At 73.0% G+C, this 18,297-nt stretch carries 14 protein-coding genes; 10 read left to right on the top strand and 4 right to left on the bottom strand.

Annotated features, from left to right (window positions below; translation table 11 throughout):
* Positions 1 to 61 precede the first annotated feature (61 nt).
* Positions 62 to 730 carry a 1-acyl-sn-glycerol-3-phosphate acyltransferase gene (locus CFW40_RS05995; protein WP_088796800.1) on the bottom strand — a complete coding sequence of 223 codons (669 nt, stop codon included), beginning with the start codon at positions 728 to 730 and terminating at the stop codon, positions 62 to 64.
* A 307-nt stretch (positions 731 to 1,037) separates the two neighbouring features.
* Here CFW40_RS05995 and CFW40_RS05990 point away from each other — a divergent pair, with 307 nt between their 5' ends.
* Positions 1,038 to 2,174, top strand: coding sequence for a glycerophosphodiester phosphodiesterase (locus CFW40_RS05990; RefSeq protein WP_088796799.1), 1,137 nt, complete (start codon positions 1,038 to 1,040; stop codon positions 2,172 to 2,174).
* 376 nt (positions 2,175 to 2,550) lie between these two features.
* Positions 2,551 to 3,093 carry a GNAT family N-acetyltransferase gene (locus CFW40_RS05985; protein ID WP_088796798.1) on the top strand — a complete coding sequence of 181 codons (543 nt, stop codon included), beginning with the start codon at positions 2,551 to 2,553 and terminating at the stop codon, positions 3,091 to 3,093.
* A gap of 114 nt (positions 3,094 to 3,207) precedes the next feature.
* Here CFW40_RS05985 and CFW40_RS05980 read toward each other — a convergent pair whose 3' ends face one another.
* Positions 3,208 to 3,666, bottom strand: a complete 459-nt coding sequence (locus CFW40_RS05980) for a hypothetical protein (RefSeq protein WP_088796797.1) — start codon at positions 3,664 to 3,666, stop codon at positions 3,208 to 3,210.
* Positions 3,659 to 4,027, bottom strand: coding sequence for a hypothetical protein (locus CFW40_RS05975; RefSeq protein ID WP_088796796.1), 369 nt, complete (start codon positions 4,025 to 4,027; stop codon positions 3,659 to 3,661). Before CFW40_RS05975 ends, CFW40_RS05980 begins: the two co-directional genes overlap by 8 nt.
* 656 nt (positions 4,028 to 4,683) lie before the next feature.
* Here CFW40_RS05975 and CFW40_RS05970 point away from each other — a divergent pair.
* From CFW40_RS05970 to CFW40_RS05935, 8 genes are all read left to right on the top strand, one after another.
* Positions 4,684 to 5,760, top strand: coding sequence for a methionine ABC transporter ATP-binding protein (locus tag CFW40_RS05970; RefSeq protein ID WP_088796795.1), 1,077 nt, complete (start codon positions 4,684 to 4,686; stop codon positions 5,758 to 5,760).
* Positions 5,757 to 6,491, top strand: a complete 735-nt coding sequence (locus CFW40_RS05965) for a methionine ABC transporter permease (protein WP_088796794.1) — start codon at positions 5,757 to 5,759, stop codon at positions 6,489 to 6,491. The genes CFW40_RS05970 and CFW40_RS05965 overlap by 4 nt, the downstream gene beginning before the upstream one ends.
* A 93-nt stretch (positions 6,492 to 6,584) precedes the next feature.
* Positions 6,585 to 7,442 (top strand): MetQ/NlpA family ABC transporter substrate-binding protein, encoded by an 858-nt coding sequence (locus CFW40_RS05960; RefSeq protein WP_088796793.1) that lies wholly within the window; start codon positions 6,585 to 6,587, stop codon positions 7,440 to 7,442.
* A 291-nt stretch (positions 7,443 to 7,733) separates the two neighbouring features.
* Positions 7,734 to 8,369, top strand: coding sequence for a GNAT family N-acetyltransferase (locus tag CFW40_RS05955; protein ID WP_088796792.1), 636 nt, complete (start codon positions 7,734 to 7,736; stop codon positions 8,367 to 8,369).
* 165 nt (positions 8,370 to 8,534) lie between these two features.
* On the top strand, positions 8,535 to 9,755 hold the full coding sequence (gene cbiE / locus CFW40_RS05950; RefSeq protein ID WP_088796791.1) for a precorrin-6y C5,15-methyltransferase (decarboxylating) subunit CbiE: 1,221 nt from the start codon (positions 8,535 to 8,537) through the stop codon (positions 9,753 to 9,755).
* 236 nt (positions 9,756 to 9,991) lie between these two features.
* A complete protein-coding gene (cobT, locus tag CFW40_RS05945; protein ID WP_088796790.1) occupies positions 9,992 to 14,203 on the top strand; it encodes a nicotinate-nucleotide--dimethylbenzimidazole phosphoribosyltransferase in 4,212 nt (1,403 codons plus the stop codon).
* A 160-nt stretch (positions 14,204 to 14,363) separates the two neighbouring features.
* Positions 14,364 to 15,602: a uroporphyrinogen-III C-methyltransferase gene (gene cobA, locus CFW40_RS05940; RefSeq protein WP_088796789.1), complete on the top strand. Its 1,239-nt coding sequence runs from the start codon at positions 14,364 to 14,366 to the stop codon at positions 15,600 to 15,602.
* 52 nt (positions 15,603 to 15,654) lie between these two features.
* Complete coding sequence (locus CFW40_RS05935) at positions 15,655 to 16,470, top strand: RNA methyltransferase (protein ID WP_088796788.1); 816 nt, start codon at positions 15,655 to 15,657, stop codon at positions 16,468 to 16,470.
* 399 nt (positions 16,471 to 16,869) lie between these two features.
* Here CFW40_RS05935 and CFW40_RS05930 read toward each other — a convergent pair whose 3' ends face one another.
* The gene (locus CFW40_RS05930; RefSeq protein ID WP_088796787.1) at positions 16,870 to 18,225 is read right to left on the bottom strand and encodes a serine/threonine-protein kinase; all 1,356 of its coding nucleotides are present in this window, start codon (positions 18,223 to 18,225) and stop codon (positions 16,870 to 16,872) included.
* Positions 18,226 to 18,297 lie beyond the last annotated feature (72 nt).

Here is an 18,297-nt window from a genome sequence, read left to right as displayed (position 1 = left end):
CACGCACCACGGGCCCCGTCCAGGAATCGGACGGGGCCCGGCGTAACGGGTCGAGGACGGGTCAGGCGGCCCTGGCCTTGGTGGCGTAGATGTCGACGTACTCCTGGCCGGACAGCTCCATCACGTCGCTCATCACCTCGTCGGTGACCGCCCGCAGCACATAGCGGTCACGGTCCATGCCGTCATAGCGGGAGAAGTCCAGCGGCTCGCCGAAGCGCACCGTCACCGGAGCGAGGTGCGGGCGGCCCTTGCCGCCGGGCTGCACCTTGTCCGTGCCGATCATCGCGAACGGGACGACGGGCGCGCCGGTCATCAGGGTGAGTCGGGCGATACCCGTACGGCCGCGGTAGAGACGGCCGTCGGGGGAGCGGGTGCCTTCGGGGTAGATGCCGAAGACGCTGCCCTCCTCCAGCACCCGGCGGCCGGTCATCAGCGCCGCGACCCCGCCGTGCCCGCCGTCGCGGTCCACCGGGATCATGCCGGCGCTGGTGAAGAACCAGGCCATCAGCCGGCCCTTGACGCCCTTGCCGGTGACGTACTCGTCCTTGCCGATGAAGTACACCGGGCGCTTGACCACCAGGCTCAGAAACAGCGAGTCGATGAAGGTGACGTGATTGCCGGCCAGGATCACCGGTCCGGTCGCCGGAATGCGCTCCATGCCCTCGACCTTCGGGCGGTACAGGACACGCATGACGAATCCGAGAATCGCCTTCAGCACAATGCGGGACAACGGGCCCTCCGGGTCGCGACTGGTCAACGTCAAGCGGGCGCAGATCTCTGCAGCCCAGGACAATACTCGCGGGTCACTCCGGCTCGCACATCGGGTTCACGAGGTCGATACGCACAGTTGACCCACGGTTGACGTGTGTTACCTCCATGTTCCCCCCTGTGTTGGTGGGCGTCTCCCCGGCGTGACCCGTCCGTGCTTACGATCGGCCCGGTTCCGTGGGCCGGTGTGCAACACGCCTCACCGCACGCCGGAAAACACCCGGAAGCACCTGGAACAGACGAAAACACCTCGGACAAGGAGCGTGGGCATGCACAAGTGGCAGCAGCCGGGACGACGGACGGTGCTGGGGGCCGCGGCCCTCGGCGCGGGAGCGGCGGTATTCGGCACAGCCGGCCAGGCGAGCGCCCGTGCTCGCGAGGGCGCGCCCCAGGAGCTGCCGGTGCCGCTGATCGTCGGCCACCGCGGCGCCAGCGGCTACCGCCCCGAGCACACCTTCGGCTCCTACCAACTCGCCCTCGACATGGGCGCGGACGTCATCGAGCAGGACCTCGTCCCCACCAAGGACGGGCATCTGGTCTGCCGTCACGAGAACGACATCACCGCCACCACCGATGTCTCCGCGCACCCCGAGTTCGCGGACCGCAAGACCACCAAGACCGTCGACGGCGCCAAGCTGACCGGCTGGTTCACCGAGGACTTCACGCTCGCGGAGCTCAAGACCCTGCGCGCCAAGGAGCGCATACCGGGCACCCGCCAGCACAACACCCTCTACGACGGGGTGTGGGAGGTGCCGACCTTCGAGGAGGTCCTGCAGTGGGCCGAGCGCGAGGGCCGCAAGCGGGGCCGCCGTGTCTGGCTGCACATCGAGACCAAGCACCCCACCTACTTCCGCAAGCTCGGCCTCGGCCTGGAGGAGCGGCTGGCCAAGGCGCTGCGGGCGCACGGCCGGCACCGGAAGAACTCCCCGAACTTCCTGCAGTCCTTCGAGCCGAGCAGCATCCAGCGCCTGGACAAGCTGGTCGACTGCCCCAAGGTCGTCCTGCTGGGCACGCTCAAGGACCGCCCCTGGGACTTCACGGCGTCCGGTGATCCGCGCACCGTGGCCGACCTGGTCAAGCCCGAGGGCCTGAAGTGGCTCGCCGGGTTCGCCCAGGGCATCGGCCCGGACCTGACCGTGATCATCCCGCGGGACGCCGACGGCAAGCTCGGCGAGCCCAGCTCCGTGGTCAAGGACGCCCACGCCGCCGGGCTGGTGCTGCACCCCTACACGGTCCGCAACGAGAACACCTTCCTGCCGACCGACATGCGCCGCGGCACCGACCCGAACGCCTACGGCGACTCCCTCCGCTTCTTCAAGGCGCTCCTGGGTACCGGTATCGACGGCCTGTTCTCCGACAACCCCGACACCGCGCTGCTGGCGGCCGCGGAGTTCCGCAAGCGCTGACCCCGTGGGGCCCTCCGCGGCCTCTTCATGTCACCTTCGCGGGCCTTTCGCGGCGAACCGCCGCCGTGACGGAGACCGGACCGGCACCACCTCCCCTGCGCCCTCCTCCGACTTCCCCGCACTCTCATCTGAGTTGGGAATGTCACAGGAGAGCCCGGTGCCGGTCCGTTCCGTCTGCCCCAATTGCCTGCGCAGAATGCTCGCGGCGGAGATTGCCGCTGCCACATACCGGGGAACCCGGAAGGAGCAGTGTCAGTCACGCCATGGCGGCGACGGGTACCCCACGGCGCCGTCCGTCAGGGCACATCGTTCCGGGCGCACCCCTCTCACCCTCGAGCGCCCGGACCAACGAACCGAATAGGGGAGGCATACGCGCATGGGCACGAGCGTGACCATCTCTGCGGCGACCGACCAGGACGCCGAGCAGATCCTCAAACTCCAGTACCTCTGCTACCAGCAGGAAGCCGCGCTGTACGACGACTACGGCATCGAACCGCTCACCCAGACGCTGCAGGCGCTGCGCGCCGAACTGGGCGAGGGCTGCGTCATGGTGGCCAGGCTCGGCGAGGAGGTGGTCGGGTCCGTGCGCGGCACGGTCGACGAGGACGGCACCGCGCGGATAGCCAAGCTCATCGTGCACCCGCGGATGCAGCGCCACGGCCTGGGCGGACGGCTGCTCGACGCCATCGAGCAGCGGCTGGCGGCCGAGCGGTCGGCCACCCGCTACCGCCTGTTCACCGGCCACCGCAGCGAGGGCAATCTGCGGCTCTACCGCAGCCGCGGCTATGTGCCCGTGGGCACCGAGCAGCGCACTCCCCGGCTGAGCGTGGTGACGCTGGAGAAGGAGCTCCGGACGGAGGCCGCCGCCGTGGCAACGCCCGCCGAACCGAGCCAGGGCGAGTTCGCCGCCCAGGCGTGAAGCCGTCCGGCGGGAGAAAACCCGCATGAGAAAAAAGGGGGGTGCGGGTCCCGGCCGCGCGGCCGGGACCCGCACCCCCCTTCCGGGAAGACGGCCCTTGGGCGAAGACGCCCCTCAGGCGGCAGGCTGCTCCGTACGGGCCCGGCGCAGCCACAGCAGCCCCGTGACGGGCAGGATGACCGGGATGAAGAGGTAGCCCATGCCGTAGTCCGACCAGACCGTGGCGTCGGGGAAGGCGGACCGGTCGAGCAGCGTCCAGGTGCCGATGCCGAGCACCCCGAGCAGTTCCAGCGCACAGCAGGCGATCGCGGCCCGGCGGGCGCCCTCACCGCCGCGCACCAGCGAGAAGGTGATGAACCCGTAGACGACCGCGGAGAGCGCCGAGAGGCTGTAGGCCAGCGGAGCCCGGTCGAACTGGGCGATCAGCTGGTAGAGCGAGCGGGAGGCGGCCGCGACGGTGAAGATGCCGTAGAGCGTGACCAGCAGGCGTCCGGGACCGGTGCCCAGGGAACGCCTCGCCGGGGCGGTGGCCGTGGTGCCGTCCGCCGCCGTGGTTGCCGTGGTCTCAGGCACTGCCGCCTCCCCAGATGTCGAACAGCCGCACTTCCAGAACCGCCAGCACCACGGCGCCCGCCGCGACGGTGGCCGAACCCCAGCGGGTGCGCTCCGAGAGCGACATGAACCCGGTCGCCGGGACACAGGCGGCCGCCCCGAGCAGATACGAGACAAAGAGCGCGGTGCCCTTGTCCGGCGCCGCTCCGCCCGCCAGCTGCACGCCGGCGACGACCAGTTGGACCAGGCCGAGAACCGACACCAGGGCCATGCCGATGAAGTGCCAGTCCTTGGTCGGCTGGTCGCGGAAGGCGGCGAAGCCGCACCAGGCGGCGAGGGCGAGAGCGGTCACCGCGACCGCGATCGTCAGCGCGTCGATCACCGGGACCTCCGGGCCACGTGGCTGCGCGCCGTGGGGTTGTGGGGCATGGGGCGATGCTAATCGGCGGCGGACGGGTGGCCGTCTCCGGCCCCGCCGTGGCCCGCCGCCCGGCGGCGGAAACCACCGGGACGATGACCGTCGGGAGGGTGACCGTGGCGTTGGCCACAGCCCACCGGGCGGAAGTACTGCACCGGGGCGCCGTCGTCACCCTGCTTCCGGCGGCATCCGCGCAGGCCACGGGCGGACCGGTGGAGGGTACTCGCGCGCCGGGCGGCGCTGTCCACGGAATGGTCAGGCATGTCCGCCATCCGGACTGGCTTGATGGGGCCGTCCCGCTGTCTGGTTTACTTGCCGCCATGACCACGACGAGCAACCGCACCCCTGCGACCGAGGCGTACCTGACGCCCGGTGCTCGTTGCATGTGTCGAATGTGTGACCGCTGAGGGCCCCCGCCTGAGCCTCGCGCCCCGAAGCGAGACCCTGTCATGAGCCGTACGTCGGCCTCCTCCCGACGCCCCCGGCCGCCCCGCGTCACCGGAACCCGGAGCCGGGCCCCGCGCCCGCCGCCGCTCCCTGTTCCCCTCTGCCGCACTCGCAAGAATGCCCCGTGCCCGGCGGGCGAGCCGCCGAGCACTCGACAGTGACGGAATTCCCTAGTGATCACCACAACGGGCCTGACCAAGGTCTACCGTTCAGGAGACCGCGAAGTCACCGCCCTGGACGGCGTCGATCTGCACGTCCGCGAGGGCGAGGTGTACGGCGTCATCGGCCAGAGCGGCGCCGGAAAATCCACCCTCATCCGCTGCCTCAACCTCCTGGAGCGCCCCACCTCCGGCACGGTCACCGTCGCCGGCCAGGAGCTGACGTCCATCGCCGGGCGCGGCAAGCGCGCCAGTGCCCAGCTGCGCGCCGCCCGCAGCCACATCGGCATGGTCTTCCAGCACTTCAACCTGCTGTCCTCGCGCACCGTCCAGGACAACGTGGAACTGCCGCTGGAGATCCTCAAGGTCGACCGCCGTGAGCGCTCCCGCAAGGCGCTGGAGCTGCTGGACCTGGTCGGCCTCGCCGACAAGGCCAAGGCCTACCCCGCGCAGCTCTCCGGCGGACAGAAGCAGCGCGTGGGCATCGCCCGCGCGCTGGCCGGCGACCCCAAGGTGCTGCTCTCCGACGAGGCCACCAGTGCCCTGGACCCGGAGACCACCCGCTCCATCCTCCAGCTGCTGCGCGACCTCAACCGCAAGCTGGGCCTGACCATCGTGCTCATCACGCACGAGATGGACGTCGTCAAGACGATCTGCGACTCGGCCGCGCTGATGAAGAACGGCCGGGTGGTCGAGCAGGGCACCGTCGCCGAGCTGCTGGCCACCCCCGGCTCCGAGCTGGCCCGGGAGCTGTTCCCGGTCGGCGGCGAACCATCGGCCGACGACCGCACCGTCGTCGACGTCACCTTCCACGGCTCGGCCGCCACCCGCCCGGTGATCTCCGAGCTGTCGCGCACCTACAACGTCGACATCTCGATCCTCGGCGCCGCCATGGACACGGTCGGCGGCAATCAGGTCGGCCGGATGCGCATCGAGCTGCCCGGCCGCTTCGAGGAGAACGTCGTGCCCATCGGCTTCCTGCGCGAGCAGGGGCTCCAGGTGGACGTGGCGGATGTAGCGGGCCAGACCGTCGACGACGCGCTGAGCGTCGTCGCGGCCGGCGCCCCGCTGGAGAAGGAAGGTGCCAAGTGACCTGGTCCGAGATGCAGCCGCTGCTGTATGACAACACCCTCGACACCCTGTTCATGGTGTGGTGGTCGACGTTCTACGCGGTGCTCTTCGGCATCCCGGTCGGTGTGCTGCTGCACCTGACCGACCGCGGCGCCGTCCTGCGGAACCTCACGGTGAACAAGGTCCTAGGCGCGATCGTGAACATCGGACGGTCCTTCCCGTTCCTGATCCTGATCGTCTGGCTGATCCCCTTCACCCGGTTCCTCGTCGGGGTCTCCATCGGCCCGACCGGGGCGGTCGTCCCGCTCACCATCGCCGCCATCCCGTTCTTCGCCCGGCTGGTGGAGTCGGCACTGCGCGAGGTGGACAGCGGCCTGGTCGAGGCCGCCCACGCCATGGGCGGCGGCACCTGGACCGTCATCTTCAAGGTGCTCCTCCCGCAGGCGCTGCCCGCACTGATCGCGGGCGTCACCACGCTCGTCATCCAGTTGATCGGCTACTCCGCGATCGCCGGCACGGTCGGCGGCGGAGGCCTCGGCAACCTGGCCTACACCTACGGCTACCAGCAGTACGAGAGCAGGCTGATGGTCGTCACGGTCATTGAGCTGGTCATCATCGTCACCGTCGTCCAGTACCTCGGGGACTACGTCGTCCGCCGTCTCGCCGAGCGCGGCACCCGTACCTCCTCGCTGCGGGTCGGCCTGCGCCGTGCCCGCGCCGAGGAACCGGCCGCGGTCACCGAGGCCGCCTGACCCGAACCACCGCACCACCCCGCAGCCCGGACCCTTTGCCGGGCGGACATCACGCGTGAACGCGCGCGTGGGAACAAGAAAGAGGCACTCTTCGTGCGCAACACCGTCAAGATCTCCGTCGCCGTAGTCGCCGCCTCCGCCGTCGCCCTCGGCGCGAGCGCCTGCAGCGCCCCCTCCGACACCACCGCCAGCACCGACAAGAACGACAAGAACGCCCCCCTCGTCGTCGCCGCGAGCCCCACCCCGCACGGCGCCATCCTCGACTTCGTCAAGAACAAGCTGGCGGCGAAGGCGGGCCTCAAGCTGGTCGTCAAGCCGTTCAACGACTACAAGATCCCCAACAAGGTCACCGACGACGGCCAGGTCGACGCCAACTTCTTCCAGCACAAGCCGTTCCTCGACGTCTTCAACAAGGAGAACGGCACGCACATCGTGCCCGTCCAGAACGTGCTCATCGAGCCGCTGGGCGTCTACTCCAAGAAGATCGACAAGCTGTCCCAGCTCAAGTCCGGCAGCACCGTCTCGGTCCCCAACGACCCCTCCAACGAGGGCCGGGCGCTCAAGCTGCTCGCCGACAACGGCGTGATCACCCTCAAGCCCGGTGTCGGCTCCGACGCCAAGCTGACCGACGTCAAGGACGACAAGGGCATCAAGATCACCGAGCTGGAGGCCGCCCAGACCGCGCCGCGCATCGACGACGTCGACGCCGCGATCATCAACGGCAACTTCGCCATCGGCGCCCACCTCAAGCCCTCCAAGGACGCGCTGGCCCTGGAGAAGGCGAAGGACAACCCCTACGCCAACTTCCTCGCCGTCAAGAAGGGCAACGAGAACGACCCGCGGATCAAGAAGCTGGCCAAGCTCCTGAACTCCCCCGAGGTCAAGAAGTTCATCGAGGACAAGTACAAGGACGGCTCGGTCATCCCGGCCTTCGGTCCCGCCAAGAGCTGATGCCGCCGCTGCTGTCCTGAACGTTTTCCCCGCCGCCCACCCCCCTTCGGGGGTGGGCGGGTGTGGACGTGCCCTCGCCCCCGCGCAGGTCACCGGAAGGTGGCCGTCCGCAGGCGCGGCCACCGGGCCCCGGATCCGTGCACGCGCGCGGCCGGGGCCCATACGCGTGCACACCCGCGGGCCGATGCTGCATGCTGGTGCATTCAAGACGGTCAAGACGGCCCGTGACCTCGCGGTCTCACAGTCCGCGACGTTCCGGAACACCACAGTCAACGGCGTGGGAGCAGCGGCATGACATCCACCTTTCCGGACATCTCCATCAGCACGGACCGGTTGGTGCTGCGCCCGTTCGAAGAGGCCGACGTGCCCTCCCTCACCGCCATGATGAACGACGAGCTGGTCGCCGCCTGGACCGCGATACCCCAGCCGTACACCGAGGACGCCGCGCGTACCTGGACCACCGAGAACGCCCCCGCCGAACGGGCGTCGGGCCACGGCATCGACTTCGCGGTCACCGAGTTCCTGACCCAGCGCCTGGTCGGCGTGATCCAGCTGCGTCACACCGACTGGCGGATCCGCTCCAGCGAGATCAGCTACGTCGTCGCCTCCTGGGCCCGCGGTGAGGGGTACGCCTCCGAGGCCTCGCTCGCCGTCGCCCACTGGCTCTTCCACGACCAGAAGTTCGAACGCATCGAGCTGCGCACCGCCGCCGGCAACACCGCCTCCCAGCAGGTCGCCCAGAAGATCGGCTGTATCAGCGAGGGCGTGCTGCGCAACGCCTTCATCGTCCGCAGCCGCACCGAGGACGGCGGCTGGACGGACATCCGCACCGATCTGATCGTGTGGAGCCTGCTGCCCGAGGACCTGGACGGGCTCCCGGGCCGGCCGGGAGAGGCGGACGCATTTCCCTACCCCGAGTGGAACTGACCCCACACCCGCGCTCCGGTCCGTACCTCTCGGGGTACCCTCGGCCTGCCGCGCACCTGCGCGACCAGCGCCCCAGCGGCACCTCACCGGCCTGCGGCCGCCCGCAGCCGGCCCGCCTGCCGCCCCCGCGCGCGCAACCACAGCAGCCCCAGGAGACTGACGAGCATGGCCGACCGGGTCACGGTGATCGGATGGGACGGCTCCGCGCTGACCGCCGCCGCCCGCTCCGCCCTCGGCGCCGCCACCCTGGTGGCCGGCGCCGCGCACCACCTCGCACTGCCCGAAGTCCCGCCGAACGCCGAGCGGATCCGGCTCGGCAGTGTGACCCTGGCCGCCCGCCGCATCGCCCAGCACCGCGGCACCGCCGTCGTGCTCGCCGACGGCGACCCAGGCTTCTTCGGCGTCGTACGCACCCTGCGGGCACCCGAGCACGGCCTGGAAGTCGAAGTGGTACCGGCCGTCTCCTCCGTCGCCGCCGCCTTCGCCCGGGCCGGCATGCCCTGGGACGACGCCCAGGTCGTCGTCGCCCACAGCCGCGATCTGCGCCGCGCGGTGAACGTCTGCCGGGCCCACACCAAGGTCGCGGTGCTCACCTCGCCCGGCGCCGGGCCCGCCGAACTCGCCCTGCTGCTCGGCGGCGTCCACCGCACCTTCGTCATCTGCGAGGACCTGGGCACCGACCGGGAGCGGGTGACGGTACTCACATCGGACAAGGCCGCCGACCATGTCTGGCGTGACCCCAATGTCGTCATTGTCGTGGGGGGTTCGCCCGGCGGCGCCGCAGCCCAGGGCACCGGCTGGATCGCCGGACGCGAGGTAGGCCATCCGACGGGTGCGCGCGGCTGGGGACTTCCGGCCGGCGCCTACGGCGGTGCCCTGGGCGAGGGCGAGTCCGTCCAGCTGCGCACCGCACAACTCGCCCGCCTCGGGCCGCAGGTGGGCGACCTCGTCTGGGACATCGGCGCGGGCAGCGGAGCCGCCGCGGTGGAGGCCGGGCGCTTCGGCGCCGCCGTCATCGCGGTGGACGCCGACCCCGACGCCTGCGGACGCACCGCCGCCCTCGCCCGCCGCCACGGCGTCCAACTCCAGGTCGTGCACGGGCGGGCGCCGCAGGTCCTGGAGGACCTGCCCGAGCCCGATGTGATCCGGGTCGGCGGCGGGGGAGCGGAGGTCGTCACCGCCTGCGCGGCCCGCCGTCCCGAACGGATCGTCACCCACGCCGCCACCCGCGACGAGGCCGAAGCGCTGGGCCGGGCGCTGGCCGACGGCGGCTACGAAGTCGAGTGCGCGCTGCTGCAGTCCGTGGACCTGGACACCTCCGTCTGGGTCGAACGCGAGCGGTCCGTGGTGTTTTTGCTCAGCGGCTATCGCGTTCCTCACCCGTGACCAGCACGGCAACCCGCGCGAGGTAGGCTGGCGGATCGTTGCGCCGCCGTTCCGCATTCGGCTTCGTACACCAATATCCGGAAAATGCCGTGGTTTTGGCCGAATATGAAGCTCTGGAGAGCGGACGTGCCGCGAGGCGTGCTCGCTCGTTCTAGCTATCGGGGCGTCGGCGCGCCCCGGTCGAGCGCGTCGCACGAGCGGTTGGAAGGAGCACTACCAATGGGCGAGGGGTACGCATGACCGACACCGGCCAGGTCCCGGGCGAGGGACAGCCGGAGAACGCAGGCGGACATCCCGGGCAGCCGCAGCCGGCGGCCGCTCCCTCCCCTGCCGACGCCGGACCGACGGAGCTGCCGGGCATGGTGCCCCCTCCCGGCGTCTACCCCTATGCCGAGCAGGCCGACGGCGTCGCCGAGGACGACGATCTGCTGCTGATGCCGGGTGCCCAGGGCGCCTGGAGCGAACAGTCGGCGGCCCAGCCGCTCCCGCAGCCGCAGGAGACCCACCAGGGGCCACAGGGCGCGTCGTACGACCCGGCCGCTCAGGGGGCCACCGGCTTCGAGCCGATGCCCGCCCCGGCCGGTGACCACGAGAGCGGCGGCCGGGACTCCGGTTCGGTCGACCTCGGCGCCGTCCGTATCCCGCAGCCCGCGGCACCGCAGCAGCCCCGCGCCGCGGCGCCCGCCACGCCCCCGCGCCGCCCGCTGCACATGGGCCCGCCCGTCCCCGACGCGACCGGCGGAGTGGTCCGTTCGCTCGCCGACCGCGGACCGGCCGACGCGCCCGCGCAGCCCGCCGCCCGGCACGCCGGACCGCCCACCGGCGGTCCCGAATACTTCGACGTTCCGGCCGGGGCGCCCGAGGCCGTGGTGGGCGAAGCGCCACCGGCCGAGGCGGGCCTGCCGTACGCCGAGCAGCCCTTGGAGGAGGCGGCCGCGACGGAGCAGGGCGTTGCGGCGTCGTCCTACGCCGGGCAGCCGTACGGCGGGCAGCCCTATGGCGGGCAGTCCTACGGTGGGCAGTTGTCCGCCGAGCAGACCTATGGGGCCGCGGGCCAGGGCCCGTTGCCCGGCCCGCAGCTCGGCGAGATCCCGTCGCAGGTGCCGTCGTGGGAGGAGGCCGCCGCCCAGGCCGCGGCCTCGGCCCCGCTTGCAGAAACGGTCGCCCCCGAGGCGCCGGCCGCCCCTGCCGCCGAGGCGGCGCCTGGCCTGGCGGACACGGCCCAGCCCGCCGAAGCGCTGCCCGTTGAGCAGCCCCAGCCGATGCCGTCGGCGCCCGAGGGCGTGGCGGAGGCCGGTGACGTCGCGGCCGTCGCGGGAGTCCCCGAGGCCGGCCAGGACGCGCCGGCCGGGGGAGCGGCGCCGGAGCAGCCGCAGGAGAGGGCTGCGGACGTCCTGCCCGATGCCGCCGTGGCCGGTCAGGACGGCGTGGCCGAGGCTGTGGAGACGGCCGTGTCTGTGGAGACGGCCGAGCTTGTCGAGACGGCCGTGTCTGTCGAGGCGGCCGAGCTTGTCGAGACGGCCGAGCCTGTTGAGGCGGCCGAGGCGGAAGCAGTTGTGCCGGAGGCCCCGGTGGCGGAAGCTGCCGTGCCGGAGGCGCCCGCCGCCGAGGACCCGCAGCAGCCCGTGGAACAGGGCCTGCCCACCGAAGCCGAAGCTGGAGTCGAAGCCGGAGCCGGAGCCGGAGCCGTGGCCGACCCGGAGGCGCAGGCGCAGCCCGCCGCCACCCCGGCCCCCGTCGCGCCCGAAGCCGTCGTCCCGGCCGAGGAGCCCGCCACCGCCCAGCCGGCCGACGCTCCCGCCGATCCGGCCCCGGCCGCGCAGGGCGAGCAGCCCGCCGACCAGGGACAGGGCGCCGACCCGGCCCCTGCCACCGACGAGGCCCAGCCGCAGCCCGAGGCCGCAGCGCCCGAGGCGGTAACTCCCGAGGCCGCAGCGCCTGAGTCCGCTCCTGAGGCCGCCGAGCCCGAGGCCGCCCCCGCCGAGGCCGGTACGGACGCCCCCGTGGCCGAGCCCGCCGCCGCCCCGGCGCCCGTCGCTGCCCCCCAGGGGCCCGTCGCGCCGACCGCCGACGAGACCGGCGCGCCCGTGGACCAGGCGGACACGGAGCAGACCGACACGGATCAGACCGTCATAGAGCCGCCCGAGGCGCAGGAACCGGCCGCCGGGCAGCCGCAGTCCGATGCCCCCGCGGATGCCGCCGGGCAGCAGACCGCGCAGGCGCCCGCAGCGGCGGCCGCGCCGCAGGATGCGGAAGCCGCCGTCGAGGAGCGGCCCGCAGCGGACGGCCCGGAGGCCCCCGGCCTGCCGGAAGCCCCGCTGGCCGAGGCGACCCCGGACACCGCGCCCGCCGTGGAGCCGGCGGCCGATGAACCCGCGGAGCCCGGCACGACCGCGGAAACCGCGGAGCCCACCGCCCCCGAGCCCCCCGCCGCCCCCGAGACCCCCGAGGCCCTGCCCGACGACACCCCGCCGGTGGCCGTCCACATTCCGTCCCAGGCCTCCGGCGAGCCGTCCCCCGTGGACGGCCCGGCCCCGCGCGCCGCGGCCGCCGAGCCCTCGACGGCCGGGCCCACGCCCGACGCTCCCGCCGACGAGGCGCCCCACCAGCAGGACGTCGCCGAACTCGTCCAGCTCGGCGACGACCAGCCGCAGCCGGCCGGTGAGCAGCCCGACGGCGGCGACCCCGCAGTGTCCGACGCGGCCGAGGTGCCGTCCCCGGCCGCCGGGTACGACGACGACGAGCGGGCCGCCGTGCACCGCGTGATGCGCGAACGCCGCGACATCCGCAACGGCTTCCGCGGCGACCCGATCCCCAACGAGGTGCTGCTGCGCGTCCTGGAGGCGGCCCACACCGCCCCCAGCGTCGGCCACTCCCAGCCCTGGGACTTCGTGGTCATCCGCTCGGAGGAGACCCGCGAGAAGATGCACCAGCTCGCCATGCGGCAGCGTGAGGCGTACGCCAAGTCGCTGCCCAAGGCGCGCGCCAAGCAGTTCCGCGAGCTGAAGATCGAGGCCATCCTCGAAACGCCGGTGAACATCGTCGTCACCGCCGACTCCACCCGCGGCGGCCGGCACACCCTCGGCCGGCACACCCAGCCGCAGATGGCCCCGTACTCCTCCGCGCTCGCCGTCGAGAACCTCTGGCTCGCCGCCCGCGCCGAGGGCCTGGGCGTCGGCTGGGTGAGCTTCTTCGACGAGCGCGAGATGGTCCGCGAACTGGGCCTGCCCGAGCACCTCGAAGTCGTCGCCTACCTGTGCATCGGTTACGTCGACGAGTTCCCGGAGGAGCCCGAGCTGCTGCAGGCCGGCTGGTCCAAGCGGCGCCCGCTGTCCTGGGTCGTCCACGAGGAGACCTACGGCCGCCGCGCGCTGCCCGGCGAGAGCCCGCACGACCTCCTCCAGGAGACCCTGCAGGGCATCCGCCCGCTGGACGCCAAGGCGCTCGGCGAGGCCTGGGAGCGGCAGAAGCGGATGACCAAGCCGGCCGGGGCGCTGGGCATGCTGGAGATCATCTCCGCGCAGCTGTCCGGACTGTCCCGCAAGTGCCCGCCGCCCATCCCGGAGCCGGCCGCCGTAGCGATCTTCGCCGGTGACCACGGTGTCCACGCCCAGGGCGTGACCCCCTGGCCCCAGGAGGTCACCGGCCAGATGGTCGCCAACTTCCTGGGCGGCGGCGCGGTCTGCAACGCCTTCGCCAACCAGGTCGGCGCCGAGGTCTGCGTCGTGGACGTCGGTGTCGCGAGCGACCTGCCCGCCACCCCGGGTCTGCTGCCCCGCAAGGTCCGCGCCGGCACCGCCGACTTCACGGCCGGCCCGGCGATGACCCAGGAGGACGTGCTCAAGGCCATCGAGGTCGGTATCGACACCGCCCGCGACCTGGTCGCGGCCGGCAACAAGGCGCTGCTCACCGGCGAGATGGGCATCGCCAACACCACCACCTCCGCCGCGCTGATCTCCGTCTACACCGGCGTCGACCCGGGCGAGGTCACCGGCCGCGGCACCGGCATCAACGACGAGACGCACGCCCGCAAGGTCGAGGTCGTCCGCCGCGCCCTGGAGCTGCACCAGCCCGATCCGGCCGACCCCATCGGTGTCCTCGCCGCGGTCGGCGGCCTGGAGCACGCCGCCCTCGTCGGCCTGATCCTCGGCGGCGCCTCGCTGCGCACGCCGGTGATCCTCGACGGGGTCAGCGCCGGCGCCGCCGCCCTGGTCGCCCGCGCCATCGCCCCCGAGGCGCTGGCCGCCTGCATCGCCGGACACCGCAGCGCCGAGCCGGGCCATGTCGCGGCCCTCAACAAGCTGGGCCTGCGCCCGCTGGTCGACCTCGATCTGCGCCTCGGCGAGGGCACCGGCGCCCTGCTCGCGCTGCCCGTGGTGCAGAGCGCCGCCCGTGCCATGCACGAGGTCGCCACCTTCGACTCGGCCGGAGTGACCGAGAAGACCTGATCAGGCCCGACCTCCGCATGACCCCCGGCCCGCAGCCCCATAGGCTGTGGGCCGGGGCCGTACCGCCGCCCCGGGCCGTCCCCTCACCAGCCGCTCCAGAGCCGCAGCGGCTGAGCCGGTCGCCGAACCCCGCAGCATCCGCACAAGGAGCCGTACCGCCATGGCCGATCACGCCGCCGATCACGCCGCCTACCCCGTCGGACTGCGGCTGTCCGGCCGCCGGGTGGTCGTCCTGGGTGCCGGACAGGTCGCCCAGCGCCGGCTCCCGTCCCTCGTCGCCGCGGGCGCCGAGGTTCTGCTGATCTCCCCGTCCGCGACCCCCTCCGTCGAGGCGATGGCCGATGCCGGTGAGGTCCGCTGGGAGCGCCGCCGCTACCGGGACGGCGACCTCGACGGCGCCTGGTACGCGCTGATCTCCACCGACGACCCGCAGGCCAACGCCGCCGCGTCCCAGGAGGCCGAGGACCGCCGGGTGTGGTGCGTACGCTCCGACGACGCCGAGGCGGCCACCGCCTGGACCCCGGCCACCGGCCGCAGCGAGGGCGTCACCGTCGCCGTGCTCACCGGCCGCGACCCGCGCCGCTCCGCCGCCGTACGCGACGCGATCGTCGAGGGCCTGCGCGACGGCAGCCTCGCCGCCCCGCACCACCGCCGCCCGCACACCCCGGGCGTGGCGCTGGTCGGCGGCGGCCCCGGCGACCCCGACCTGATCACCGTCCGCGGCCGCCGGCTGCTCGCCGAGGCCGATGTCGTGATCGCCGACCGGCTCGGCCCCCGCGATCTGCTCGCCGAACTCCCGCCGCACGTCGAGGTCATCGACGCGGCGAAGATCCCCTACGGCCGGTTCATGGCCCAGGAGGCCATCAACAACGCGCTGATCGAGCACGCCAAGGCCGGCAAGGCCGTGGTCCGGCTCAAGGGTGGCGACCCGTTCGTCTTCGGCCGCGGCATGGAAGAGGCCCAGGCGCTCGCCGAGGCCGGCATCCCCTGCACGGTCGTCCCCGGTATCTCCAGCACCATCTCGGTGCCCGGCGCGGCCGGCATCCCGGTCACCCACCGCGGAGTCGCCCACGAATTCACCGTCGTCAGCGGCCATGTCGCCCCCGACGACGAGCGCTCGCTCGTGGACTGGCCGTCGCTCGCCAAGCTGCGCGGCACCCTCGTGGTCCTGATGGGCGTGGAGAACAGCGGCGCCATCGCCGCCAAGCTGATCGAGCACGGCCGGCCCGCCGACACCCCGGCCGCCGTCATTCAGGAGGGCACCACCGCCGCCCAGCGCCGGGTCGACGCCACGCTCGCCACGCTCGGCGACACCGTACGGGCCGAGGGCATCCGTCCTCCGGCGGTCATCGTCGTCGGCGACGTCGTCACCGTCGCCCCCGCACCTGCCCCCAGGTAGCCGATCCCGACGCGGCATTGGCACCCCGACACCGACAAGGCACTCTCTTCCCGTGGCAGAAATCATCACCGTCGACGATCCGGACGACCCCCGGCTGGCCGACTACACCGGCCTGACCGACGTCGAGCTGCGGCGCCGGCGCGAGCCCGCCGAAGGGCTCTTCATCGCCGAGGGCGAGAAGGTCATCCGGCGCGCCCGGCAGGCCGGTTACGAGATGCGGTCCATGCTGCTCTCGGCCAAGTGGGTCGACGTGATGCGCGATGTGATCGACGAGGTCCCGGCGCCGGTCTACGCCGTCAGCCCGGACCTCGCCGAGCGGGTGACGGGGTACCACGTCCACCGTGGGGCGCTGGCCTCCATGCAGCGCAAGCAGCTGCCGGACGCCACCGAACTCCTCGCCGGGGCCCGGCGCATCGTGGTCATGGAAGCGGTCAACGACCACACCAACATCGGCGCGATCTTCCGCAGCGCGGCGGCCCTCGGCATGGACGCCGTGCTGCTCTCCCCGGACTGCGCCGACCCGCTCTACCGCCGCTCGGTCAAGGTCTCCATGGGCGCGGTGTTCTCCGTGCCGTACGCCCGCCTGGAGGGCTGGCCCCGGGACCTGGCCGCTGTACGGGAAGCGGGCTTCACCCTGCTCGCCCTCACCCCGGCCGAGAAGGCCACCGGCATTGACGAAGTCGCTCCGCACACCCTGGAGCGCGCCGCCCTGATGCTGGGCGCGGAGGGCGGCGGTCTGAGCACCGGTGCACTGCGGGCCGCCGACGAATGGGTCCGCATCCCGATGGCGCACGGCGTGGACTCGCTCAACGTCGGAGCGGCCGCCGCGGTGGCGTTCTACGCGGTGACGACGGGGCGGCCCGCTTAAGGGGCGCGCCTGCGCCTCGTCCTGCGCCCCGTCCTGCGCCCCGTCCTGCGCCCCGTCCTGCGCCCCGTCAGGGCGTGTCCGCCGCCCCGTCCCTCAAGCGGACCGCCCGCGTGACCTGCCCGGGCAGGCCCCTCCATCACGGGAACACCGCCGCGTAGCCCACGGGAACCGGCGCGTAGCCCACGGGAATGCCGCCCTGGACGCCAAGGGAATGCGGCCCTGGCCCCCATGGGAGCCCCGTCCCGGACTCCACGGGCACGCCGTCCCGGCCCCACGGGAGCACCGCCCCGGCCCCATGGGAGCACCGCCCCGGACTTCACGGGCACGCCATTCCCGATCCCCACGGGAATGCCGCCCCGGCCCCGCCGCGTTGAGGCCCGCAGGGGGGCTCCGCCCCCCTTAGGGGTTCTGTTCCCCCACCCCGTAAGGCCCGTCCGCACCCCAGGCCGGGGCGACCGGCGCCGGCCGCTCCACCCCCAGACCGTGGGCCGGCCCCTGGCACCCCTGGGCCGCCGCGATACCGAGCGCCACCAGCAGGGTCACCACCACGAACACGATGACACGCTGGCGCAGCAGCCGGCGGTCGGGGCCGGGCCGCCGACCGCCCGACGTCGTACGCACCGGGGCGCGCTTACCGCCCGCCCCCGCGGGCCGGGCGGCCGGGACACGGCGCACCGTGCGTCCGCCGGTCCTCCGCGGATTCCTCCCCGCGGCCGAGGCCGGGCCGGACGGCCGGGAGGCCGCGTCCTGCGAAGCCGGGGGGCGGGACGGGTGCGGACGTGGCGAGGAGTTGCCGGCCGTCCGCCGCTCGGTGCGCTGACGGGCGTATTCCTCGGCACGCTGCCCGGTCGGCCGGTCCGGAGGACGGCGCTCCGCGCGCTGCCAAGCGGCGCCCGCGCCCGCGCCGTTCTCCAGCGGTCCGCCCGACGGACCGTGCGCCTCACGGGCCGCGATCTCCTTGAGGCGCAGCGACAGCGACAACGTGCTGGGACGGTCCGCCGGATCCTTGGCCAGGCACGAGGCGAGCAGTGGCGCCAGGGCGTCCGGCACCCCGGCGAGCTGTGCCTCCTCGTGGACCACGCGGTAGAGCATGACCTCCGAACTTCCCTGCCCGAAGGGGGAGTCCGCGGTACAGGCGTACGCGAGGGTGGCGCCCAGCGCGAAGATGTCCGTCGCCGGCGTGACCGCGGCCCCGCGCACCTGCTCCGGCGCCAGGAACCCCGGCGAGCCGACGGCCGTACCCACATGGGTCAGCGTGCTGGCGCCGGTCGCCCAGGCGATGCCGAAGTCGATGATCCGCGGGCCCTTGGGCGACAGCAGAATGTTGGACGGCTTGAGGTCACGGTGCACCACGCCCGCGTCATGGACGGCCAACAGCCCCTCGGACAGCGCGGCGCCGATGGCGGCGACCTGTGCCGGGGACAGCGGACCGCCCTCGTTGACCTTGTCGTGCAGCGAGGGGCCGGGGACGTACTGGGTGGCGAACCAGGGGCGGTCCGCGTCGAGATCGGCCGCGACCAGCCGGGCCGTACAGCCGCCGCGGATCCGCCGGGCGGCCGAGACCTCCCGCGCGAACCGCGAGCGGAATTCCTGATCCTCCGCCAGGTCCGGCCGGATCACCTTGAGCGCCACCCGCTGCCCGCGCTTGTCCGAGCCGAGATAGACGACGCCCATCCCGCCCGCGCCGAGCCGGCGGTGCAGCCGGAACGTCCCGACGACACGCGGGTCCTCGCGTCGGAGCCGCATCATCGCCATGTCCGTCCCCTACCTGCGGTGGGGAGCCCCCTCCGCTGCCAACCGTCTGACGTGGCACAGCTTACGGATTGA

Source organism: Streptomyces sp. 2114.4 (assembly GCF_900187385.1).
In the GTDB taxonomy this organism is placed as follows: Bacteria; Actinomycetota; Actinomycetes; order Streptomycetales; family Streptomycetaceae; genus Streptomyces; species Streptomyces mooreae.
The sequence above is the reverse complement of the archived record's forward strand: the minus strand, read 5'-3'. Positions and strand labels throughout refer to the sequence as shown.